This window comes from Streptomyces sp. NPDC002057, assembly GCF_040296665.1.
GTDB lineage: Bacteria > Actinomycetota > Actinomycetes > Streptomycetales > Streptomycetaceae > Streptomyces.
In genome coordinates this window covers 1-19,605 of record NZ_JBEOXR010000044.1, presented here as the reverse complement: position 1 = coordinate 19,605, position 19,605 = coordinate 1, and the positions used below count along the sequence as shown (strand labels likewise).

Here is a 19,605-nt window from a genome sequence, read left to right as displayed (position 1 = left end):
CGGAGCCCGGGAACGGTCCGGGAATCCGCGAGGAGGCCCGCATGACGTCCCACCGCACGCTCCGCGCCGCGGCCGTCGCCTGCACCGTCGCCGTCGTCGCCGGCCCCGCTCCGGTGGCGGCCTGGGCGGCCGGCACGGCCGCCCGGCCGGCCGCCGTGTCCGCCGCTCCCTCCCCGTCACCGGACCCGTTCGCTGACCTCACCGCCGACGAGATCGCCGACCGTGCCGTCACCGCCACCCGGTCGGCGACCTCGCTCCGGATGACCGGCCGGGTCGTCACGGACGGACAGCCCCTCGACGTCGACTTCGCCGTCAACGACCGCGACGAGTGCACCGGCCTGATGAAGATCAGGGGCGGCACCGCCGAACTCCGCAAGGTCGACGAGGTCACGTACATCAAGGGCGACGAGGCCTTCTGGCGCGTCTCCATGACCTCCCAGGGCATGCCCGACGAGCAGATCGCCGTCACGATCGAGCTGATCAAGGGCCGCTGGCTGAAGATCGACCCCGGGCAGCCCGGCAGCGGTGACCTCGAGAGCGTCTGCGACCTCGGATCGCTCCTCGACGACCTCGGCGGGGACGAGGAGGACCGCACCGGACTGACCAGGGGCCCGGGCGCCGAGGTCGACGGCACCCCCGTCGCCACCCTGGTGAAGAGGGACGACGGCGAGACCACCACCGTCTCCGTCGCCCAGAAGGGCAAGCCGTACATCCTGAGGATGGCCAGGGCGGGCGGCGGAGAGCCCGGCACCGTCAGGCTCTCCGACTACGACAAGCCCGTCCGGGTCACCGCCCCGCCCGCCGCCGAGACGATCGACCTCGCCCGACTCCAGCCGGGCATGCGCGTGTAGGGCACCCGCCTCGCGGTACGGGGCAGAGTCCGCGCCTCCCGGTACGGGGTTCCGGTACGAGCTCTCGGTACGAGGTCCCGGTACGGGGGCCCGCCGGCGTCCGGCCGGTCCCGGTGCGGGGCCCGTCGGCGTCCGGCCGGACCGGACTGTCGGCGGTCCGCGTTAGCCTCTTTGAGGTGACCGCACGAATCACCGACCCCGAGCAGCTCAAGGAGCTCCTCGGCATCCCCTTCACCCCGGAGCAGACGGCCTGCATCACCGCGCCGCTCGCCCCGCAGGTCGTCGTGGCCGGAGCCGGCTCCGGCAAGACCACGGTGATGGCCGCCCGCGTGGTCTGGCTGGTCGGCACCGGCCAGGTCGCCCCCGAGCAGGTCCTCGGTCTCACCTTCACCAACAAGGCCGCCGGCGAGCTCGCCGAGCGCGTCCGCACCGCCCTCGTCCGCGCCGGGGTCACCGACCCCGACGTCATCGACCCGGACAACCCCCCGGGCGAACCCCGCATCTCCACCTACCACGCCTTCGCCGGCCAGCTCCTCACCGACCACGGCCTCCGCATCGGCCTCGAACCCACCTCCCGGCTCCTCGCCGACGCCACCCGCTACCAGCTCGCCGCCCGCGTCCTGCGCGAGGCCCCCGGCCCGTACCCGGCCCTCACCCGGTCCTTCCCGACCCTCGTCACCGACCTGCTCGCCCTCGACGCCGAGCTCGCCGAACACCTGGTACCGCCCGAGCGGCTCCACGCGTACGACTCCGAGCTGCTCACCGCCCTCGCCGACGCCAGGCTCAGCAACGCCGAGCTGCGCAAGATCCCCGAGGCCGCCACCGCCCGCCGCGAACTCCTCGACCTCGTCGTCCGCTACCGCGCCGCCAAGCGCTCCCGCGACCTCCTCGACTTCGGCGACCAGATCGCCCGCTCCGCCGAGCTGGCCACCACCCGCCCCGAGGTCGGCGAGATCCTCCGCGAGGAGTTCCGCGTCGTCCTCCTCGACGAGTACCAGGACACCTCCGTCGCCCAGCGACTGCTGCTCTCCGGCCTCTTCGGCCAGGCCACCGGCGGCCGCGCCACCGGACACGCGGTGACCGCCGTCGGCGACCCCTGCCAGGCCATCTACGGCTGGCGCGGCGCCTCCGTCGCCAACCTGGACGACTTCCCCGAGCACTTCCCGCACCGGGACGGCAGCCCCGCCGACCGCTACTCGCTCTCCGAGAACCGGCGCAGCGGCGGCCGCCTCCTCGACCTCGCCAACGGCCTCGCCGCCCCCCTGCGCGCCATGCACGCGGGCGTGGAGGCGCTGCGCCCCGCACCGGGCGCCGAGGCCGACGGCAGCGTCCGCATCGCGCTCCTCCCCACCCACGCCGAGGAGATCGACTGGCTCGCCGACTCCCTCGCCCACCTCGTCCGCACCGGCCGCGAACCCGGCGAGATCGCCGTCCTGTGCCGCACGGCCACCGACTTCCCCGCCCTCCACGCCGCCCTCGTCGCCCGGGACGTGCCCGTCGAGGTCGTCGGCCTCTCCGGCCTCCTCCACCTGCCCGAGATCGCCGACCTCGTCGCCGTCTGCGAAGTCCTCCAGGACCCCGGGGCCAACGCCGCCCTGGTCCGCCTCCTCACCGGCCCCCGCTGGCGGATCGGCCCGCGCGACCTCGCCCTCCTCGGGCGCCGCGCCCGCCTCCTGGTCCACCGGGGCGGCGACGACCCCGACCCCGAGCAGCGGCTCGCCGCCGCCGTGGAGGGCGTCGACCCGGCCGAGGTCGTCTCCCTCGCCGACGCGCTCGACACCTTCCTCGACTCCGGCGGCGCCGCCGACGACGGCCTCGCCTTCTCCGCCGAGGCCCGGGTCCGCTTCGCCCGCCTCGCCGCCGAGCTGCGCTCCCTGCGCGGCTCGCTCGCCGACCCCCTCATGGACGTCCTGCACCGGGTGCTCTCCGCCACCGGCCTCGAAGTCGAGCTGTCGGCCTCCCCGCACGCGCTCGCCGCCCGCCGCCGCGAGACCCTCGGCCACTTCCTCGACATCGCCGCCGGCTTCGCCTCCCTCGACGGCGAGGCGAGCCTGCTCGCCTTCCTCGGCTTCCTGCGCACGGCCGTCCAGTTCGAGAAGGGCCTCGACAACGCCCTGCCGGGCGGCGAGAACACCGTCAAGGTCCTCACCGCCCACAAGTCCAAGGGCCTGGAATGGGACGTCGTCGCCGTCCCCGGCCTGGTCACCGGCCAGTTCCCCAGCGCCCGCGCCCGCGAGTCGTGGACCTCCCAGCCGCAGGTCCTCCCGCACGCCCTGCGCGGCGACGCGGACACGCTGCCGGGGATCGACACCTGGAACGCCAAGTCCCTCGCCTCCTTCAAGAACGAGATGCGGGACCACCAGCACACCGAGGAACTCCGCCTCGGCTACGTCACCTTCACCCGCCCCCGCTCCCTGCTGCTCGGCTCCGCCCACTGGTGGGGCCCGTCCCAGAAGAAGCCCCGCGGCCCGTCGGACTTCCTCCAGGCCCTGTACGACCACTGCGCGGCGGGCCACGGCGACATCGAGACCTGGGCGGAGGAACCGGAGGAGGACGCCCGGAACCCGACGCTGGCCGAGGCGGACCACGACCGGGCCTGGCCCCTGCCCCTGGACGCGGAGTCGTTCGAGCGCCGCCGGAAGGCGGCGGAACAGGTGATGACCCGGCTGTGGGCCCTCGCCCCGCAGGAGGGCGGACACCACCCCGCCACCACGGCGCCCGCCCCCCAGGACCCGCACGCCCAGGAGGCGCACGGCCAGGACTCCTGGCCGGACGAGGAGGAACCCGTCTGGGACGAGGACGAAGAGGCCCTCCCCGAGGACACCCACGCGGACGCCGTCCCGGCACCCCGCCAGGAGTCCGAGCCCCCGCCCCCGGAGCCGGACGAGGACCTCGCCCCCGAGGACACCAGAACCATCGCCTCCTGGGACCGCGACCTCACCGCCCTCACCACCGAACTCCGCCGCGCCCGCGCCACCACCCGCGACGTCCTGCTCCCCGCGTACCTCTCCGCCTCCCAGGTCCTGCGGCTCGCCGCCGACCCCGACGGCTTCGCACAGGAGCTGGCCCGGCCCATGCCCAAGGCGCCGCAGCCCGCCGCGCGCCGCGGCACCCGCTTCCACGCGTGGGTGGAGTCCCGCTTCGAGGAACTGCCGCTGCCCCTCCTCGGCCCGGACGAACTGCCCGGCGGAGAGGAGTTCGCGGGCGAGCCGGAGATCCTCGACGAGCGGGACCTCGACGAGCTCAAGGAGGCCTTCGCCCGCACCCCGTACGCCCACCGCACCCCCCACCGCGTCGAGGTCCCCGTACACCTCTCGCTCGCGGGCCGGGTCGTCCGGGGCCGGATCGACGCCGTCTACCGGGACCCCGAGTCCGGCGCGTACGAGATCGTCGACTGGAAGACCAGCCGGGTGCGCACCGCCGACCCCCTCCAGCTCGCGATCTACCGGCTCGCCTGGGCCGAGCGGCACGGCCTCGCGCCCGAGGACGTGGCAGCCGCCTTCGTGTACGTCCGAACGGGTGAGGTCGCCCGCCCCGCCCGCCTGCCCGGCCGTGCCGAGCTGGAGGCCCTCCTGCTGGGAGGGGCACCCCCGGACGCCGGATAGGCTCGGGGGCATGAGCGAGACCCCGGACAGCGTCGTCCACGCCGTGCGTACGTACATCGAGCAGCACCGTGCCGCCTTCCTCGGCGACCTCTCCGAGTGGCTGCGCATCCCGTCCGTCTCGGCCCAGCCGGAGCGGGCCGGGGACGTACGGCGCAGCGCCGAGTGGCTCGCCGCCAAGCTCACCGCGACCGGCTTCACCACGGTCGAGGTCTGGGAGACCGACGGCGCCCCCGCCGTCTTCGCCGAGTGGCCCTCCGACGACCCGGACGCCCCGACGGTCCTCGTCTACGGCCACCACGACGTGCAGCCCGCCGCCCGCGAGGACGGCTGGCGCACGGACCCGTTCGAGCCGACCGTGATCGACGGCCGGATGTACGCGCGCGGGGCGGCGGACGACAAGGGCCAGGTGTTCTTCCACACCCTCGGCGTCCGGGCCCACCTCGCCGCCACCGGCCGCACCGCGCCCGCCGTGAACCTCAAGCTGATCGTCGAGGGCGAGGAGGAGTCCGGCTCCCCGCACTTCCGCGACCTCGTCGAGACCCACGCCGCCCGCCTCGCCGCCGACGCCGTGATCGTCTCCGACACCGGCATGTGGTCCGAGACCACCCCCACCGTCTGCACCGGCATGCGCGGGGTCGCCGACTGCGAGATCGAGCTGTACGGCCCCGACCAGGACATCCACTCCGGCTCCTTCGGAGGCGCCGTGCCGAACCCGGCCACCGTCGCCGGCCGGATCGTCGCCGCCCTCCACGACGAGCGGGAGCGCGTCGCCATCCCCGGCTTCTACGAGGGGGTGACCGAGCTGACCGACGCCGAGCGCGCCCTCGTCGCCGAACTGCCCTTCGACGAGGCGGCCTGGCTGCGTACGGCGAAGTCCCACGGCACCCTCGGCGAGGCCGGCTTCTCCACCCTCGAGCGGGTCTGGGCCCGCCCCACCGCCGAGGTCAACGGCATCGGCGGCGGCTACCAGGGCCCCGGCGGCAAGACGATCGTCCCCGCCTCCGCCCAGCTCAAGCTGTCCTTCCGACTGGTCGCCGGCCAGGACCCGGCCACGATCGAACGCGCCGTACGGGAGTGGCTCGCCGGCCTCGTCCCCGCCGGCGTCCGGTACGAGATCGTCTTCGGCGCCCCGACCCGCCCCTGCCTCACCCCCCTCGACCACCCCGCCCTCAAGGCGGTCGCCGGGGCCATGAGCCGGGCCTTCGACGGCGCCAAGGTCCGCTACACCCGCGAGGGCGGCTCGGGACCGGCCGCCGACCTCCAGGACGTCCTGGAGGCGCCCGTCCTGTTCCTCGGCATCTCCGTCCCGTCCGACGGCTGGCACGCCCCCGACGAGAAGATCGAACTCGATCTCCTCATGAAGGGCGTCGAGACGACCGCTCATCTGTGGGGTGACCTGTCCGCCGCCCTCGGACAGGTCCCCGTCGCCGAGCGTTGAACCCACACACCGAACCGGGGGAGTTGGAAGCACCTGTGAGCACCTTGAAGAACGCGTCAGCGGACCGCCCGATCTCGCTCACCGCGCCGAGCGGCATCGACCGGGCCGCTCACCACCGCCTCGACGAGGCCTGGCTGGCGGCCGCCTGGAGCCACCCCACGACCCGGGTCTTCGTGGTCTCCGGCGGCCAGGTGCTCATCGACGACCTGGCCGACGGCACCACCGCGCTCGTCATGACCCCGGCGTTCGAGGCCCCGGTCACCGAGACCCACCGCTACTTCCTGGGCACGGACGCCGAGGGCGTCTCCTACTTCGCGCTCCAGAAGGACTCCCTGCCCGGCCGCATGGACCAGTCCGCGCGGCCCGCCGGACTCCGCGAGGCGGGTCTGCTGCTCTCCGACCGCGACGCCGGCCTCATGGTGCACGCGGTGGCCCTGGAGAACTGGCAGCGCCTCCACCGCTTCTGCTCGCGCTGCGGCGAGCGCACGGTCATCGCCGCCGCCGGCCACATCCGCCGCTGCCAGGCCTGCGGCGCCGAGCACTACCCCCGTACCGACCCCGCGGTGATCATGCTGGTCACGGACGAGAAGGACCGGGCGCTCCTCGGCCGGCAGGTCCACTGGCCCGAGGGCCGCTTCTCGACCCTCGCCGGCTTCGTCGAGCCCGGCGAGTCCATCGAGCAGTCGGTGGCCCGCGAGGTCTTCGAGGAGGCCGGAGTGACGGTCGGCGAGGTCGAGTACATCGCCAGCCAGCCCTGGCCGTTCCCGTCCAGCCTGATGCTGGGCTTCTTCGCCCGCGCCACCTCCTCGGAGATCACCGTCGACGGCGAGGAGATCCACGAGGCCCGCTGGTTCTCGCGCGAGGACCTCGCCGCCGCCTTCGAGTCCGGCGAGGTACTGCCCCCGTACGGCATCTCGATCGCCTCCCGCCTGATCGAGCGCTGGTACGGCAAGCCGCTGCCGAAGCCCGGCGACGTGATCTGACCCGGTCAGCCCGGCGACGTGGTCTGAGCCGGTCCCGCACCTGAGGACGTCCCCGCCCGCACGGCCGGACGGGGACGGCTCCGCGGCGCTCACCGACGGAGCAGGTGACGCCTGAGGCTCCGGCCGAGCGGCCGCTCGACGAGACGGTGGACCAGGTACGACAGCACGAGCATCCCGAGCAGCACGGCGGTGAGCAGCACCCAGGGGGAGACCCGCGCCCCGAAGCGGGAGAAGAACTCCCAGCCGATGACCTCGTGCAGCAGGTACAGGGGATAGGTCAGCGTCCCGGCCACCGGCAGCCACCGCCACCGGATGCCGGAGAGCCTGCCGGTCGCGACGAGCGCCATCACCCCGAAGAAGGCGGCGAGCACGACGAGGACGGGCCACGCCGGCCGGTCGCCGAGGAAGGTGAGCCCCTTGAACTTGTCGATGGAGGGCGCGAGCGAGGCGCAGTAGCAGACGCCGACGACGCCGAAGAGCATCAGGTTCGGGCGGAACCGGTACATCAGGTAGAAGGCCATGCCCGCGATGAAGAACCAGCTGTGCTCGGGCATCAGCAGCAGCCGCAGGGGGCCGGGCGCGGCCGGGGCGACCAGGGCACTCGCCGCCCCCCACGCGCAGCAGAACAGCAGCACCCTGCGGTAGGTCAGGCCCCGCCAGGCGAGCACCGTGAAGAGCAGGTAGAAGCGGAGCTCGGCGAAGAGGGTCCAGTAGACCGCGTCGACCGGTTCGACCCCCAGCGGCTCCTGGAGCATCGTCAGATTGGTGAGGATGTCGTTCCAGGGCAGGTGCTCGCGCCCGCCGGGGATCACCGCGACGGTGACGGACGTGGCGACGACGGCGAACCAGTACGCCGGGTAGAGACGCGCCACGCGGGAGACGAAGAAGTCCTTCACCGGCCTGCCCCAGCCGCTCATGCAGATGACGAAGCCGCTGATGAGGAAGAAGAACTCCACACCGAGGTAGCCGTACGAGGCCACGGAGTAGGTGTCGGGGAAGAGCCGCTCGACCGGCGCGGGCCAGCCCTCACCGAAGGCGAGGTAGTGGTAGCCGACCACCATGAGGGCGGCGACGAGACGCAGGCCGTCGAGGACGTGGAGACGTCCGCGGCCTCGGCCCGCGGCGTCCGGCCCGGTGCCCGGCACGCGGCTCCAGGACACGGGCGCGGCGAGAGGGGCAGGGGCTGTCTGGTTGAGCACTAGGCATCCCACCTGGATATGCAGTCGCAAATCTCGGTCGGGACGAGAGCATAGGGGGGCGGGTGGAAGCCTCACAAAGTCGGGGTGGTGTGTGACGCTCTTCACGTCGGGAGGGCGTTCTTGGGGTTCGCGCAGGCGAAATCCCGGTCGTACGGCACCTCCTGGCCGGTCCGCGTCACCTCCGCTCCTCGCGGTCTCCGCAGGGGCGTTTCGCGATCTTCACCCGAACCCCTCGGGATCTCCTCGCCGCCCCGGACGCGCCCCCCCGCACGCACGGAGCCCCCGACCGGTCGTGTCACCGGTCGGGGGCTCCGTGCGTGCGGAGGCCGGGTGGCTCAGACGCCGAGCGCCTGCTTCACCTGCGCGAGGCTCGGGTTCGTCAGCGTCGAACCGTCCGGGAAGAGGACGGTCGGCACGGTCTGGTTTCCGCCGTTCGCCTTCTCCACGAACGCCGCCGAATCCGGGTCCTGCTCGATGTTGATCTCCGTGTACGCGATGCCCTCGCGGTCCATCTGGCTCTTCAGCCGACGGCAGTAGCCGCACCACGTGGTGCTGTACATCGTCACAGTGCCCTGCATGGCGAGGCGCTCCTCTTTGGTTCGCTGACGGGTGCCGAGAAGAAGAACGTATGCCGTGTCCCGGCCATTCCCGGAATTCGTATGACCGCGGTCGCCGCCTGTGGACAAGCCTCCGCGGCGAGCTCGGCGGACCTGGCAGCATTGGGGGGTGACAGCAGCAACGCACTCCACTCTCTTCCCGCGGGTACCGGAGACGGCCGACGCGGTGCTCGACGGGCTCGACCCGGAGCAGCGCGAGGTCGCCCTGGCCCTGACCGGCCCGGTGTGCGTCCTGGCGGGCGCCGGCACGGGCAAGACGCGGGCGATCACCCACCGCATCGCGTACGGGGTGCGGTCCGGCAGACTCCAGCCCGCCAGTGTGCTGGCCGTCACGTTCACCAACCGCGCCGCGGGCGAGATGCGCGGCCGGCTCCGGCAGCTCGGCGCGGGCGGGGTCCAGGCGCGCACGTTCCACTCCGCGGCCCTCCGCCAGCTCCAGTTCTTCTGGCCGAAAGCCGTCGGTGGCGATCTGCCCCGGCTCCTGGAGCGGAAGATCCAGCTGGTCGCCGACGCCGCAGCCCGCTGCCGGATCCGGCTCGACCGGAACGAGCTGAGAGACGTCACCGGCGAGATCGAGTGGGCCAAGGTCACCCAGACCGTCCCCGCCGACTACCCGGCCATCGTCGCCAAGGCCCACCGGGACGCCCCCCGCGACCCGGCGGAGATCAGCCAGATCTACGCGATGTACGAGCAGCTGAAGCGCGACCGCTCGGTGATCGACTTCGAGGACGTGCTGCTGCTCACCGTCGGCATCCTCCAGGACCGGCACGACATCGCCGACCAGATCCGCAGCCAGTACCAGCACTTCGTGGTGGACGAGTACCAGGACGTCTCCCCGCTCCAGCAGCGGCTGCTCGACCTGTGGCTCGGCGACCGCGACAACCTGTGCGTCGTCGGCGACGCCAGCCAGACCATCTACTCCTTCACCGGGGCCACACCCGACCACCTGCTGAACTTCCGCACCCGCCACCCCGGGGGCACGGTGGTCAAGCTGGTCCGCGACTACCGCTCGACCCCCCAGGTCGTCCACCTCGCCAACGGACTGCTCAGCCAGGCCCGCGGCCGGGCCGCCGAGCACCGCCTGGAGCTGATCTCCCAGCGCGACCCCGGCCCCGATCCCGTCTACACGGAGTACGCGGACGAGCCGACCGAGGCCGAGGGCACCGCCCGCCGCATCCGCGACCTCATCGCCGCCGGGGTCCCGGCCGGCGAGATCGCCGTCCTCTACCGCATCAACGCCCAGTCCGAGGTGTACGAGCAGGCCCTCGCCGACGCCGGAGTCCCCTACCAGCTCCGCGGCGCCGAGCGCTTCTTCGAGCGCCAGGAGGTACGGGAGGCGGGCATCGCCCTGCGCGGCGCCGCACGCGCCGGGGGCAACGACTCCCTCCTCGACGACGCCGACGACCTCCCCTCACAGGTCAGGGCCGTCCTCTCCACCAAGGGCTGGACCAGCACACCGCCGGCCGGCTCCGGCGCCGTCCGCGACCGCTGGGAGTCCCTCGCGGCCCTCGTCCGGCTCGCCGAGGACTTCGCCCGGGCCAAGGCCGGCGCCACCCTCTCCGACCTGGTCGCCGAACTCGACGAGCGGGCCGCCGCCCAGCACGCCCCGACCGTCCAGGGCGTCACCCTCGCCTCGCTCCACGCGGCCAAGGGCCTCGAATGGGACGCCGTCTTCCTGGTCGGCCTCACCGAGGGCATGATGCCGATCACCTACGCCAAGACCGACGAACAGGTGGAGGAGGAGCGGCGCCTGCTGTACGTCGGCGTCACCCGCGCCCGGCTCCACCTCACCCTCTCCTGGGCGCTCTCCCGCTCCCCGGGCGGCCGCGCCTCCCGACGGCCCAGCCGGTTCCTCAAGGGGCTGCGCCCCGGTTCCGGCGGCCTCGGCGCGGTGAGCGGCGGCGGCTTCGGCTCCTTCGAGCGGCCCGCCGGAGCGGCCGGCCGGCGCAAGCCGCGCGGCCCCGTCCTCTGCCGGGTCTGCGGAGCGACCCTCACCGAGGCGGGCGCCATGAAGCTCATGCGCTGTGAGGACTGCCCCTCGGACATGGACGAGGCCCTCTACGAGCGGCTCCGGGACTGGCGCTCGGAACAGGCCGCGGAGCTCGGCCAGCCCGCCTATTGCGTGTTCACCGACAAGACGCTCATGGCCATCGCCGAGCGCGTCCCCACGACCGGCGGGGAACTCTCCTCGATCTCCGGCGTCGGCACCCGCAAGCTGGACCGCTTCGGGGACGACGTCCTGGCCATCTGCGCAGGTGGGGAGGGCGGGGCAGGAGACGGCGAGAGCTGAGGAAAACTCGTCGGAAAAATAGTTTGCGCCTGCCCCGTCAAGCCCCATAGGTTCTTAACCACGACAACAGCGGCTTCTTCGAAGCCCTGTCTTCGTGCTGTACTTGTCCAAATAAACACGAGGGTCCGGCTCGCACCCGAGCCCTCCGAGACGCCGAGAGGAGGCGATTCCAGTGATCAGCAACATCATTCAGGCCAGCTCCGTCACCACCGCCAGCTTCGTCAGCACCGCCAAAATGACCGATCGCTCGGCCGTCTCCGCCTGCACCCTCGGCCTCTCCGCCTCGGTGTTCGTTGGCACCGGTCTGCCCGTCTCCGGTCTTTCCGGTCTCGGCGCGCGGCCCGTGGAGCTGCGCAATGAGCGACCGACCAAGGCACTGGAAGCAGGAGCAGCCGGCAAGGCCAAGGCCTATGCCTTTGCGGCGACCGGTGCCGGCACCCAGCAGCAGACGACGACGCACCACCACATGATGTGGGCCTTCCGTGGGCTCGAACCCTGGAGTGATCCAGTCTGATCCGATGATCGGACCGGCGCCTTCAGGGCCGCGGAACCCCACCCGGGATCCGCGGCCCTTCTGTTTGTCCCCGAACGGGGACGACGGCCCGAAGGCGCCTCGGGACAGACACACCCGGTACCAGCCGAAAACCCGGTCAACAGGCCGGAACGACCAGACGAGGAAAGACCACCGTGCAACTCGAAGCGCACGCCCCGTCCGTACCGCCTTCCGAATCGATCCCCCAGCCCGGCCTCACGGAGGACCCCGCTTTGACCCCCCTCGCTCCCCTCACGTCGCTCACCGCGCTCGACGACGCCATCGAGAACCTCGGCGTCCCCGTCCCCTGTCGCGCCTACGACCCCGAGGTCTTCTTCGCGGAGTCCCCGGCCGATGTCGAGTACGCGAAGTCCCTCTGCCGGACCTGCCCGCTCGTGGCCGCCTGCCTCGCCGGCGCCCAGGAGCGGCGCGAGCCGTGGGGCGTCTGGGGCGGCGAGCTCTTCGTCCAGGGCGTGGTCGTCGCCCGCAAGCGGCCCCGTGGCCGTCCGCGCAAGAACCCGGTCGCGGCATGAGCGCCACCGGAACCATCGACCGCCCCCTCACGCACGATCCCCAGAAGCAGGCCCCGATGACCTCTTCCGCAGCCGAGCCCGCCGGCTCCGCGACCCCAGTCTTCTTCCCCTCCGCCGCGCCCACCGCGCGTCAGAACAGGACCCGTGAAATGCAACTCATCCCAGAAGCCCTGGCCCGTGCCCATATGCACGAGCGACAGCGTGAGGCCGACGCGGAACGCCAGGCCCTGCGCCTGGTCGCCGCCCGCCGCATGCAGCGGCGCGCCGAGCGTGCCTCGCTGCGCGCCCGCCGCGCGCTGGCCATGGCCGTCATGCACTAGTCGATCCCGCGCCCCCAGGGGCGCCCCCACGGGGGCCGGTCCGCGACGGACCGGCCCCCGCGGTGCGTTGGCGGGGCCACCGGCCGTTCGCCGGGTTATCGTCACGAGGGTGAACGACGCCCGTACCCCCGAGGGGCCCCTCGCCTGCGCGCGCTGCGGCAAGACCGCCGACACCCTGCCGCTGACCTGGACCTGTTCGGTGGAGAACGGCCGGCGCACCTACTTCTGCGAGGAGTGCGCCCGCGCCAACCTCCGCGCGATCGAGGGCCGCCTCGACTCGGCGTGGTGGTGATTCCCGGCACCGGGGGGCCTCCCCCCCGCCCCTCCCCCCCCCGCCCCTCCCCACCCCCTCCCCTCCCCTCCGTCCCCCGTTCTTCGGTCTAGTCGGCCGGGGGCGTCACGAAGCCCGGTAGCCACTCCTCCAGTTCGGCCCGCAGGCTCACCGTCGCGTTGAGCTGACAGAGGACCCCGATGGTGCTCAGCGTCACCCGGTGTATCAGCAGGTACGAGGGCGGCAGGTTGAGCTGCTTGCCCAACTGGTGCGCGGGGGAGCGGGGGTCGGCGATGCGGGCCGCCTGGGTGCGCATCCAGCCGCGGGTGAAGAGGAAGGACTCCGCCTCGGCCGGTTCGATGATCGGCTGCAGGTACTCCAGGACCGTGTCCGGGTCGAGCACGACGGACTCCTTGACGAAGCCGTCCGCGCGCAGCAGTTCGTAGACCGTCTCGGCCTCACCGTCGAGCGCCATCCGCAGACAGGTGCCGATCGTCTCCGGCAGCCCTCCCGGCAGCCGGTCCACGGTGCCGAAGTCCAGCACCCCGAGCCGCCAGGCCTCCGGCCCCGCGTCCTCGTCGGCGCCCGGCATCAGCCGGAAGTTCCCCGGGTGCGGATCGGCGTGCAGCAGACCGGTCCGCGCCGGGCCCGAGAAGAGGAACCGGGCCAGCAACTGACCCGCGCGGTCCCGTTGCGCCTCCGTGCCGTCCGCGATCACCTCCGCGAGCGGAATGCCGTCCAGCCACTCGCTCACCAGGACCTGCTCGGCCCGGTGGACCACCGCGGGAACCAGCACATCGGGATCGTCCGCGAACTCCTCCGCGTGCTTCTGCTGGGCCGCCGCCTCCAGGGCGTAGTCCAGCTCCTCGGAGACCCGGTCCCGCATCTCGGCGATCAGCGGCTTGATGTCCATGCCCGGGATCAGCGGGCCGAGCAGCCGGGCGAAGCGGCTCAGCTGCGTCAGGTCGGAGAGCAGCGCCTCCCCGGCGCCGGGGTACTGCACCTTGACCGCGACCTCGCGGCCGTCGTGCCACACCGCCCGGTGCACCTGCCCGATCGAGGCCGCCGCCGCCGGCTTGTCCTCGAACTCCAGGAACAGCTCGCGCCACTCCGCGCCCAGCCGCTCCTCCAGCACCGCGTGCACGGTCCGCGTCGGCATCGGCGGCGCCGCGTCCTGGAGCTTGGTGAGCGCCGCCCGGTACGGTCCGGCGATCTCCTCGGGGAGGGCCGACTCGAAGACGGACAGCGCCTGCCCGAACTTCATGGCCCCGCCCTTGAGCTCGCCGAGCACCTTGAACAGCTGCTCGGCCGTGCGCTGCTGGAGCTCGCGGGCGACCAGCTCCGCCGATCTGCCGCCGATCCGCTTGCCCAGGCCCCAGGTGGCCCGGCCCGCGAAGCCGAGCGGCAACGCGGCCAACTTGGCGGTCCGGGTGACCGCCTTCCGGGGAAGATCAGACATACGCCCCTCCAAAACCCAGACTGCCGTGCCGCGCAGGGCCGTTACCCCGCCATTGTGTCCTGCGTGCCTCCGGCTGCCGAGACGCGCTCCCCCTCTTCCCTGCGGGCCGCCCCGCAGGGGCAGGCCGGATGGGGTCTCAGCCGCTCCGCCCGCCACTCCGAGAGCGGCAGCGACACCTCCCAGCGGGTGCCCGTGCTCGCCGGGAGATCACCGTCGAGGAAGGCCAGCGCGTGCGCGGCGGCGAGGCCCGCCACCGCGGTCGCGAGGCCCAGGTCGCACGCGGGCAGCGGGTGCGGGGCGCCGGAGCGCCACTGGGCGAGCAGCCGGGGCCGGTCCGGCTCCCGGTCCGTCCGCGTCTCCTGGAGGCACCGCGCGCAGGCCGTGCCGCCCGGCAGCACGAGCGGCCCGACCGTTCCCGTCGCTTCGAGGACCCCCGCGTACAGGTGGGGGGTGCCGGTGGCGATCCACGGTTCGGCCGGCACCGGGTCCGGGACGTACGCGCCGAGACCGTCCCTCGGAGTCACCACGACGAGTGACAGTCCCGGCGGACCGTGGCCGTCACCCGACCTGGATCCTCCCGGGACCCCGGAAGTCCCCGACGCCCGTGCGTACCCCGTTCTGTCCGTCCTTCCCGTCCTGTCCGTCCTTCCCGTCCTGCCCGTCCGTTCCGCCGCTCCGGTCGTTCCGCCCGCTTCCCCCGTCGTCCCGCCCGTCGGGGCGGCGTGTCCGGCGCCCCGGGCCCAGCGGCGGACCAGGCGGCGGGCGGCCGTCGCCCGGCGCTCGCCGACCGCCTCGGACGGCAGGCCGCCCGGGGCGGTCTCCCACGGCTCGACCCGGCCGGAGTCGAGGACCTCGACCGTGCCCACGCCCGCCGCGGAGAGCAGGGCCGCCACCGTCGCCCCCACCCGTCCCGCGCCCCGGACCTGGACGCGCAGGGCGCGCCGGGCGTCCAGGGTCCGGGTCGCGCCGTCCGGTTCGGGGTGAACGACGGAGAGGGAGGACAGGTCGGCGCGGAGCGGATCGAGCGCGGTGTCCACCGCCCCGGCGGACGGCCCCGCCTTCCCCGGCCGTCCCGCGGAGGCGTCCGCGAGGAGTCCGGCCGCCGCCAGCCGGCCGAGGAACGCCTCCAGGCGTCCGTCCGGCAGGCCGAGCGCCCGGGCCTCGGCCCGCAGCAGCTCCGTCCCCCGCGTGCCGTCGAGCAGCCCGAGCAGGGTCCCGGTGGCCGCGTCGACCGGGCTCATCACCACCGCGTGCGCGGGAGTGATCCCGAACTGGACGCACTGGAGACTCCGCCAGGCGCGTCGCAGCGCCGGTTTCACCATCGGATGCATTTCCCCGCCCCGCCCTCACCACATTCATGATCGACAACGGCGCTTTCGCCGTCACGAGGTGAGAATGCCCCGCCGCCGTGACGGTCGCCGAAAGTTGTCCACAGGCGAGGGGATTAGTCATTCGAATGGTGCGGGGTGTACTCGGATCGTTGTCGAAACCACCCCGGAGGCGGGACTTCCCCCGCTGACAGCGGGTAACGTCGGGGCCGTGCCCGCCGACCCACAGCGCAGCGTGACCGACACCCCGCACCGCGGTGCGGGGACGAGTGCGGTCGAGGTCCGCAGAAGCCCACGGCGGAGCAGAACGGTCTCGGCCTACCGCGAGGGCGACCGGACCGTGGTGCTCATCCCGGCCCGGATGTCCGAGGCGGAGGAGCGCCGCTGGGTCGGCGTGATGCTGGACAAACTCGCCGCCCAGGAGAGCCGGAGCGTCCTCGGCGACCGCGAGCTGACCGAGCGGGCGCTGCGTCTCTCCGAGCAGTACTTCGGCGGCCGGGCCCGACCCGGCTCCGTCCGCTGGGTCACCAACCAGAACACCCGCTGGGGCTCCTGCACCCCCTCCGAGGGCAGCATCCGCCTCTCCCACCGGCTCCAGGGCATGCCCGAGTACGTCGTCGACTACGTCCTCCTGCACGAGCTGGCCCATCTGCTCGTCCCCGGGCACGGTCCCCGGTTCTGGCGGCTCCTGGAGGCGTATCCGCGCACCGAGCGGGCCCGCGGTTATCTGGAGGGCGTGGTCGCCGCGGCGCGGCTTCCGCACCTGCCCACCGCTCGCGAGGAGTGACGTCGCGGGTACCCGCGCGTGAGCGGGTTTCCCGATTCCGTACCGAAAACGACCTGCCCTGTCTCAATGTCGCACTCAGCGGTTAGCCTGGCGCGAGCAAATCGCCATTCGGGATGGGGGACGGTCGTAACGCATGGCCAGGGAATTCCAACGCGGCCACAAGGCCAAGATCAGTGATCTCACCGCGGGTACCGATCTCTACGTCGGTGTGCACATCGCGGCGCCCGGACTGAGCTTCGACATCAGCTGCTTCGGGCTCGACGCGGAGGAGCGGCTCTCCGACGACCGCTACTTCGTCTTCTTCAACCAGCCGAAGACGCCGGAGGAGTCCGTCCAGCTGCTCGGGGCGCAGTCCGGTGACACCGAGTCCTTCCGCGTCACTCTCGACCGCATCCCGGCGAACATCCACAAGCTGTCGTTCACCGCGACCATCGACGGCGCCGGCCAGATGTCCCAGGTCGGCCCCGGTCACCTGCGGATCGTCGCGGGCGGCGAGGAGGTCGCCCGGTACGCCTTCACGGGCGCGGAGTTCACCACCGAGCGCGCCGTGATGCTCGGCGACTTCTACCTGAAGGACGTGTGGCGGTTCGCCGCCGTCGGCCAGGGCTTCGACGGTGGACTGGACGCGCTCCTGCGCAACTTCGGCGGCGAGGTCGCCGAGGAGGAGCCCGCCGCGCCGCAGGCCGCTCCCGGCTTCGCCCCGCCGCAGCAGGCGTCGGCGCCCCCGGCCTTCGGCGCCCCCGCGGCCCCGGCTCCCGCGCCGGCCTTCGGCGCGCCCCCGGCGCCCGCACCGGCCCCGGCGCCCGCGTTCGGCGCTCCGCCGGCCGCGCCCGCGCCGCCGGCCCCCGTGCACACGGCGCCCACGATGGTGGCGCCGCTGGCGCCCGCCCCCGTACCGCCGCCCGCTCCGGCCCCCGCCCCCTACGGGCAGCCGCCGCAGCAGCCCCCGTACGGCCAGGTCCCGGGGCAGCCTCCGGGCCAGTACCCCGGGCAGGTCCCCGGCCAGTACGGCCAGGGTCAGCCCCCGCAGGCACCGCCCTACGGGCAGGCCGCCCCCGCCCCGTACGGGCAGCAGCCTCCGTACGGCCAGCAGCCCGGCGTCCCGCAGGGCGTCCCGGCCGCCGGAGCGGGGCTCGCCGCCGCGCTCGCGCCGTACAAGGAGACCGCGACCGGCGCCCGCTGGACCCCGCAGAACCAGCAGCTCATGCGGGTCGACCTCGCCATGGGCGGCACCCCCGTCCTGGCCCGCCAGGGCTCCATGGTCATGTACCAGGGCAAGGTCGACTTCTCCCACAAGGGCGCCGGCTTCACCGGCCGGATCGTCGGCAACGCCACCGGCCAGGAGATGCAGCTGATGCGCTGCTCCGGCCGCGGCCAGGTCTTCCTCGCCGAGGAGGGTGCCCACCTGCACCCGATCGAGCTCCAGGGCGACGGGATCTGCGTCTCCGCCGAGAGCGTCCTCGCCTTCGACGAGTCCCTCCAGTACGAGGTGCGGCGCATCGAGGGCCACGGCATCCCCGGCGGAGCCCTGTTCACCATGCAGTTCCAGGGCACCGGCACCGTCATCGTGAAGACCCACGGCGTCCCCGTGGTGCTGCCCGTCACGCCGACGACCTTCGCCGACTGCAACGCCGTCGTCGCCTGGTCGGCCGCGTCCCAGGTCATCCTCTCCAGCCAGGTGAGGCTCCGCCGCAACGCCTACCCGGGCCACAGCGGGGAGACCGTGAACCTCCAGTTCCGGGGAGCCCCCGGCAACTTCATCGTCGTCCAGCCCTACGAGGTCTGAGGGAGCCCGAAGTCATGAACCAGCAACTCGCGGGCTACGCCCCGACCCCCGTCGCGGCCCGGATGGAGAACCACGGCCGCACCATGCTCAAGGTGGCCATGGCATCCGGCCAGGACCTCTACGCCCGGACCGGCTCGATGGTCTCCTACGAGGGGTACATCACCTACGAGCCCAACCCGCCCGCCGTCCGCCAGGTCGCCCAGCAGTGGGCGACCGGCGAGGGCGCGCCGATCATGAAGTGCTCCGGCGACGGACTGCTCTACCTCGCCGACTACGGCGCCGACGTCGTCGTGATCAACCTCCAGAACGACTCCCTCTCGGTCAACGGCACCAACCTGCTCGCCTTCGACGCCCACCTCCAGTGGGGCGTCGAGCGGGTCAAGGGACTCGCCAAGTTCGCCGGCCAGGGCCTGTTCAACGTGGAGATCTCCGGCACCGGCTGGGTCGCCCTGACCTCGCGCGGCACGCCGATCGTCGTCGACTGCGGCCGCGGCGACGACGAGACCTACGTCGACCCCGACGCGCTCGTCGCCTGGTCGCCGGCGCTCAAGGTCAAGGGCAAGCGCAGCTTCAAGGCGTCCTCGCTCATCGGGCGGGGCAGCGGCGAGGCCTACCAGATGGCCTTCTCGGGCCAGGGCATCGTCGTCGTACAGCCGAGTGAGGACAGCACCGACCGCCTGCGGGTCCGGGGCTGAGGGGGAGCGAGAACACCATGCAGAGCCCGCTTTTCAACCACGCGGAACAGCAGAGCCAGGAGCGGTACGTCCTCCAGAACCCGCAGCTCCTGCGGGTCAGCCTCACCGGGCAGGACGACATCCTCGCCCGCAAGGGCGCCATGGTCGCGTACCAGGGGCTCGTCGACTTCGACGGCGAGTACAAGACCCCGAGCCAGCGGCGGGCCCAGGCCCGCACCGGCGAGGGCCTCGACCTGATGCGCTGCTCCGGCCAGGGCACGGTCTACTTCGCCAACCTCGCCCAGTACGTCCACGTCGTGGAGGTCGAGCAGGAGGGCCTCACCGTCGACAGCGCCTACGTCCTGGCGCTCGACTCGTCCCTCCACACCGAGGTCATCGCCGTCGACAGCCAGTACGGCATCTCCGGCTCCGGCAAGTACCAGCTCAACATCTCCGGCCGCGGCAAGGTCGCCCTCATGACCTCGGGCCAGCCGCTGATGATGCAGGTCACGCCCGACAAGTACGTGAGCGTCGACGCGGACGCGATCGTCGCCTGGTCCACCGGGCTGCGCGTCCAGATGCAGGCGCAGACGCACAACTCCAGCATCCGCAGCCGGCGCGGCAGCACCGGCGAGGGCTGGGAGCTCAGCTTCCTGGGCCAGGGCTTCGCGCTCGTCCAGCCCAGCGAGGTCATGCCCCCGCAGAACGCGGCCATCGGCCAGGGCATCGCCGCCCAGTTCGGCGCGGGCCAGCACGGCTCCCACGCGCAGAACCAGAACAACGCCTGGAACTAGACACGGGCAGGGCAGGGGAAGGGGGCGGTCGCTTCCGACACTGTCTCCGTCGTCGAGACCACCGAGGCACGGGAGGTGGCCCGGGTGGCGGTGGGCCGGGGCCGCGGGACGGGGGGCCGCGGTCAGCCGATGGCCGCG

The 19,605-nt window shown here is 73.0% G+C and carries 17 protein-coding genes; 13 read left to right on the top strand and 4 right to left on the bottom strand.

What is annotated here, in order from left to right:
* Window positions 1–41 precede the first annotated feature (41 nt).
* The 4 genes from ABT129_RS27810 to nudC all read left to right on the top strand — a co-directional run bounded on the left by ABT129_RS27810 (window position 42) and on the right by nudC (window position 6,877).
* The gene (locus tag ABT129_RS27810) at window positions 42–851 is read left to right on the top strand and encodes a hypothetical protein (protein WP_351907091.1); all 810 of its coding nucleotides are present in this window, start codon (window positions 42–44) and stop codon (window positions 849–851) included.
* Between the two features lie 176 nt (window positions 852–1,027).
* Window positions 1,028–4,456, top strand: coding sequence for an ATP-dependent helicase (locus ABT129_RS27805; RefSeq protein ID WP_351907089.1), 3,429 nt, complete (start codon window positions 1,028–1,030; stop codon window positions 4,454–4,456).
* Window positions 4,457–4,466: 10 nt separating this feature from the next.
* Window positions 4,467–5,894, top strand: a complete 1,428-nt coding sequence (locus tag ABT129_RS27800; RefSeq protein ID WP_351907087.1) for a dipeptidase — start codon at window positions 4,467–4,469, stop codon at window positions 5,892–5,894.
* Window positions 5,895–5,929: 35 nt separating this feature from the next.
* On the top strand, window positions 5,930–6,877 hold the full coding sequence (gene nudC / locus ABT129_RS27795; RefSeq protein WP_351907085.1) for an NAD(+) diphosphatase: 948 nt from the start codon (window positions 5,930–5,932) through the stop codon (window positions 6,875–6,877).
* 89 nt (window positions 6,878–6,966) lie between these two features.
* On the opposite strand, the gene ABT129_RS27790 is transcribed toward nudC, so the two are convergent.
* Window positions 6,967–8,037 carry an acyltransferase family protein gene (locus ABT129_RS27790; protein ID WP_351907083.1) on the bottom strand — a complete coding sequence of 357 codons (1,071 nt, stop codon included), beginning with the start codon at window positions 8,035–8,037 and terminating at the stop codon, window positions 6,967–6,969.
* A 374-nt stretch (window positions 8,038–8,411) separates the two neighbouring features.
* Window positions 8,412–8,654 (bottom strand): mycoredoxin, encoded by a 243-nt coding sequence (locus ABT129_RS27785; protein ID WP_351907081.1) that lies wholly within the window; start codon window positions 8,652–8,654, stop codon window positions 8,412–8,414.
* Between the two features lie 148 nt (window positions 8,655–8,802).
* Between ABT129_RS27785 and ABT129_RS27780 the strand changes: the two genes are divergently transcribed.
* From ABT129_RS27780 to ABT129_RS27760, 5 genes are all read left to right on the top strand, one after another.
* Window positions 8,803–10,983 carry an ATP-dependent DNA helicase UvrD2 gene (locus tag ABT129_RS27780; RefSeq protein ID WP_351907079.1) on the top strand — a complete coding sequence of 727 codons (2,181 nt, stop codon included), beginning with the start codon at window positions 8,803–8,805 and terminating at the stop codon, window positions 10,981–10,983.
* A 172-nt stretch (window positions 10,984–11,155) separates the two neighbouring features.
* Window positions 11,156–11,497 (top strand): hypothetical protein, encoded by a 342-nt coding sequence (locus ABT129_RS27775; protein ID WP_351907077.1) that lies wholly within the window; start codon window positions 11,156–11,158, stop codon window positions 11,495–11,497.
* A gap of 173 nt (window positions 11,498–11,670) precedes the next feature.
* Window positions 11,671–12,048, top strand: coding sequence for a WhiB family transcriptional regulator (locus ABT129_RS27770; protein ID WP_351907075.1), 378 nt, complete (start codon window positions 11,671–11,673; stop codon window positions 12,046–12,048).
* Window positions 12,045–12,368, top strand: coding sequence for a putative WhiB-interacting protein (locus ABT129_RS27765; RefSeq protein ID WP_351907073.1), 324 nt, complete (start codon window positions 12,045–12,047; stop codon window positions 12,366–12,368). Before ABT129_RS27770 ends, ABT129_RS27765 begins: the two co-directional genes overlap by 4 nt.
* 109 nt (window positions 12,369–12,477) lie before the next feature.
* Complete coding sequence (locus tag ABT129_RS27760; protein ID WP_351907071.1) at window positions 12,478–12,660, top strand: hypothetical protein; 183 nt, start codon at window positions 12,478–12,480, stop codon at window positions 12,658–12,660.
* A gap of 88 nt (window positions 12,661–12,748) precedes the next feature.
* Here ABT129_RS27760 and ABT129_RS27755 read toward each other — a convergent pair whose 3' ends face one another.
* Window positions 12,749–14,098, bottom strand: a complete 1,350-nt coding sequence (locus tag ABT129_RS27755; RefSeq protein WP_351907069.1) for an ABC1 kinase family protein — start codon at window positions 14,096–14,098, stop codon at window positions 12,749–12,751.
* A 41-nt stretch (window positions 14,099–14,139) separates the two neighbouring features.
* The gene (locus ABT129_RS27750; RefSeq protein ID WP_351907067.1) at window positions 14,140–15,429 is read right to left on the bottom strand and encodes a TOMM precursor leader peptide-binding protein; all 1,290 of its coding nucleotides are present in this window, start codon (window positions 15,427–15,429) and stop codon (window positions 14,140–14,142) included.
* Between the two features lie 208 nt (window positions 15,430–15,637).
* On the opposite strand from ABT129_RS27750, the gene ABT129_RS27745 reads away from it, so the two are divergent.
* The 4 genes from ABT129_RS27745 to ABT129_RS27730 all read left to right on the top strand — a co-directional run bounded on the left by ABT129_RS27745 (window position 15,638) and on the right by ABT129_RS27730 (window position 19,467).
* Entirely contained in the window at window positions 15,638–16,213 is a 576-nt protein-coding gene (locus tag ABT129_RS27745; protein WP_351907065.1) for a M48 metallopeptidase family protein, read from the top strand.
* A 133-nt stretch (window positions 16,214–16,346) separates the two neighbouring features.
* Entirely contained in the window at window positions 16,347–17,999 is a 1,653-nt protein-coding gene (locus ABT129_RS27740; protein WP_351907063.1) for a TerD family protein, read from the top strand.
* A 14-nt stretch (window positions 18,000–18,013) separates the two neighbouring features.
* Window positions 18,014–18,694: an AIM24 family protein gene (locus ABT129_RS27735; RefSeq protein WP_351907061.1), complete on the top strand. Its 681-nt coding sequence runs from the start codon at window positions 18,014–18,016 to the stop codon at window positions 18,692–18,694.
* A 17-nt stretch (window positions 18,695–18,711) separates the two neighbouring features.
* On the top strand, window positions 18,712–19,467 hold the full coding sequence (locus ABT129_RS27730; protein ID WP_351907059.1) for an AIM24 family protein: 756 nt from the start codon (window positions 18,712–18,714) through the stop codon (window positions 19,465–19,467).
* The last annotated feature ends 138 nt before the right edge of the window (window positions 19,468–19,605 follow it).

What these genes read in the sequence shown, in the direction of transcription:
- ABT129_RS27810 (WP_351907091.1), top strand. Translation starts at nt 42, where the DNA reads ATGACGTCCCACCGCACGCTCCGCGCCGCGGCCGTCGCCTGCACCGTC.
- ABT129_RS27800 (WP_351907087.1), top strand. Translation starts at nt 4,467, where the DNA reads ATGAGCGAGACCCCGGACAGCGTCGTCCACGCCGTGCGTACGTACATC.
- ABT129_RS27785 (WP_351907081.1), bottom strand. Translation starts at nt 8,654, where the DNA reads ATGCAGGGCACTGTGACGATGTACAGCACCACGTGGTGCGGCTACTGC.
- ABT129_RS27765 (WP_351907073.1), top strand. Translation starts at nt 12,045, where the DNA reads ATGAGCGCCACCGGAACCATCGACCGCCCCCTCACGCACGATCCCCAG.
- ABT129_RS27755 (WP_351907069.1), bottom strand. Translation starts at nt 14,098, where the DNA reads ATGTCTGATCTTCCCCGGAAGGCGGTCACCCGGACCGCCAAGTTGGCC.
- ABT129_RS27750 (WP_351907067.1), bottom strand. Translation starts at nt 15,429, where the DNA reads ATGCATCCGATGGTGAAACCGGCGCTGCGACGCGCCTGGCGGAGTCTC.
- ABT129_RS27740 (WP_351907063.1), top strand. Translation starts at nt 16,347, where the DNA reads ATGGCCAGGGAATTCCAACGCGGCCACAAGGCCAAGATCAGTGATCTC.
- ABT129_RS27735 (WP_351907061.1), top strand. Translation starts at nt 18,014, where the DNA reads ATGAACCAGCAACTCGCGGGCTACGCCCCGACCCCCGTCGCGGCCCGG.
- ABT129_RS27730 (WP_351907059.1), top strand. Translation starts at nt 18,712, where the DNA reads ATGCAGAGCCCGCTTTTCAACCACGCGGAACAGCAGAGCCAGGAGCGG.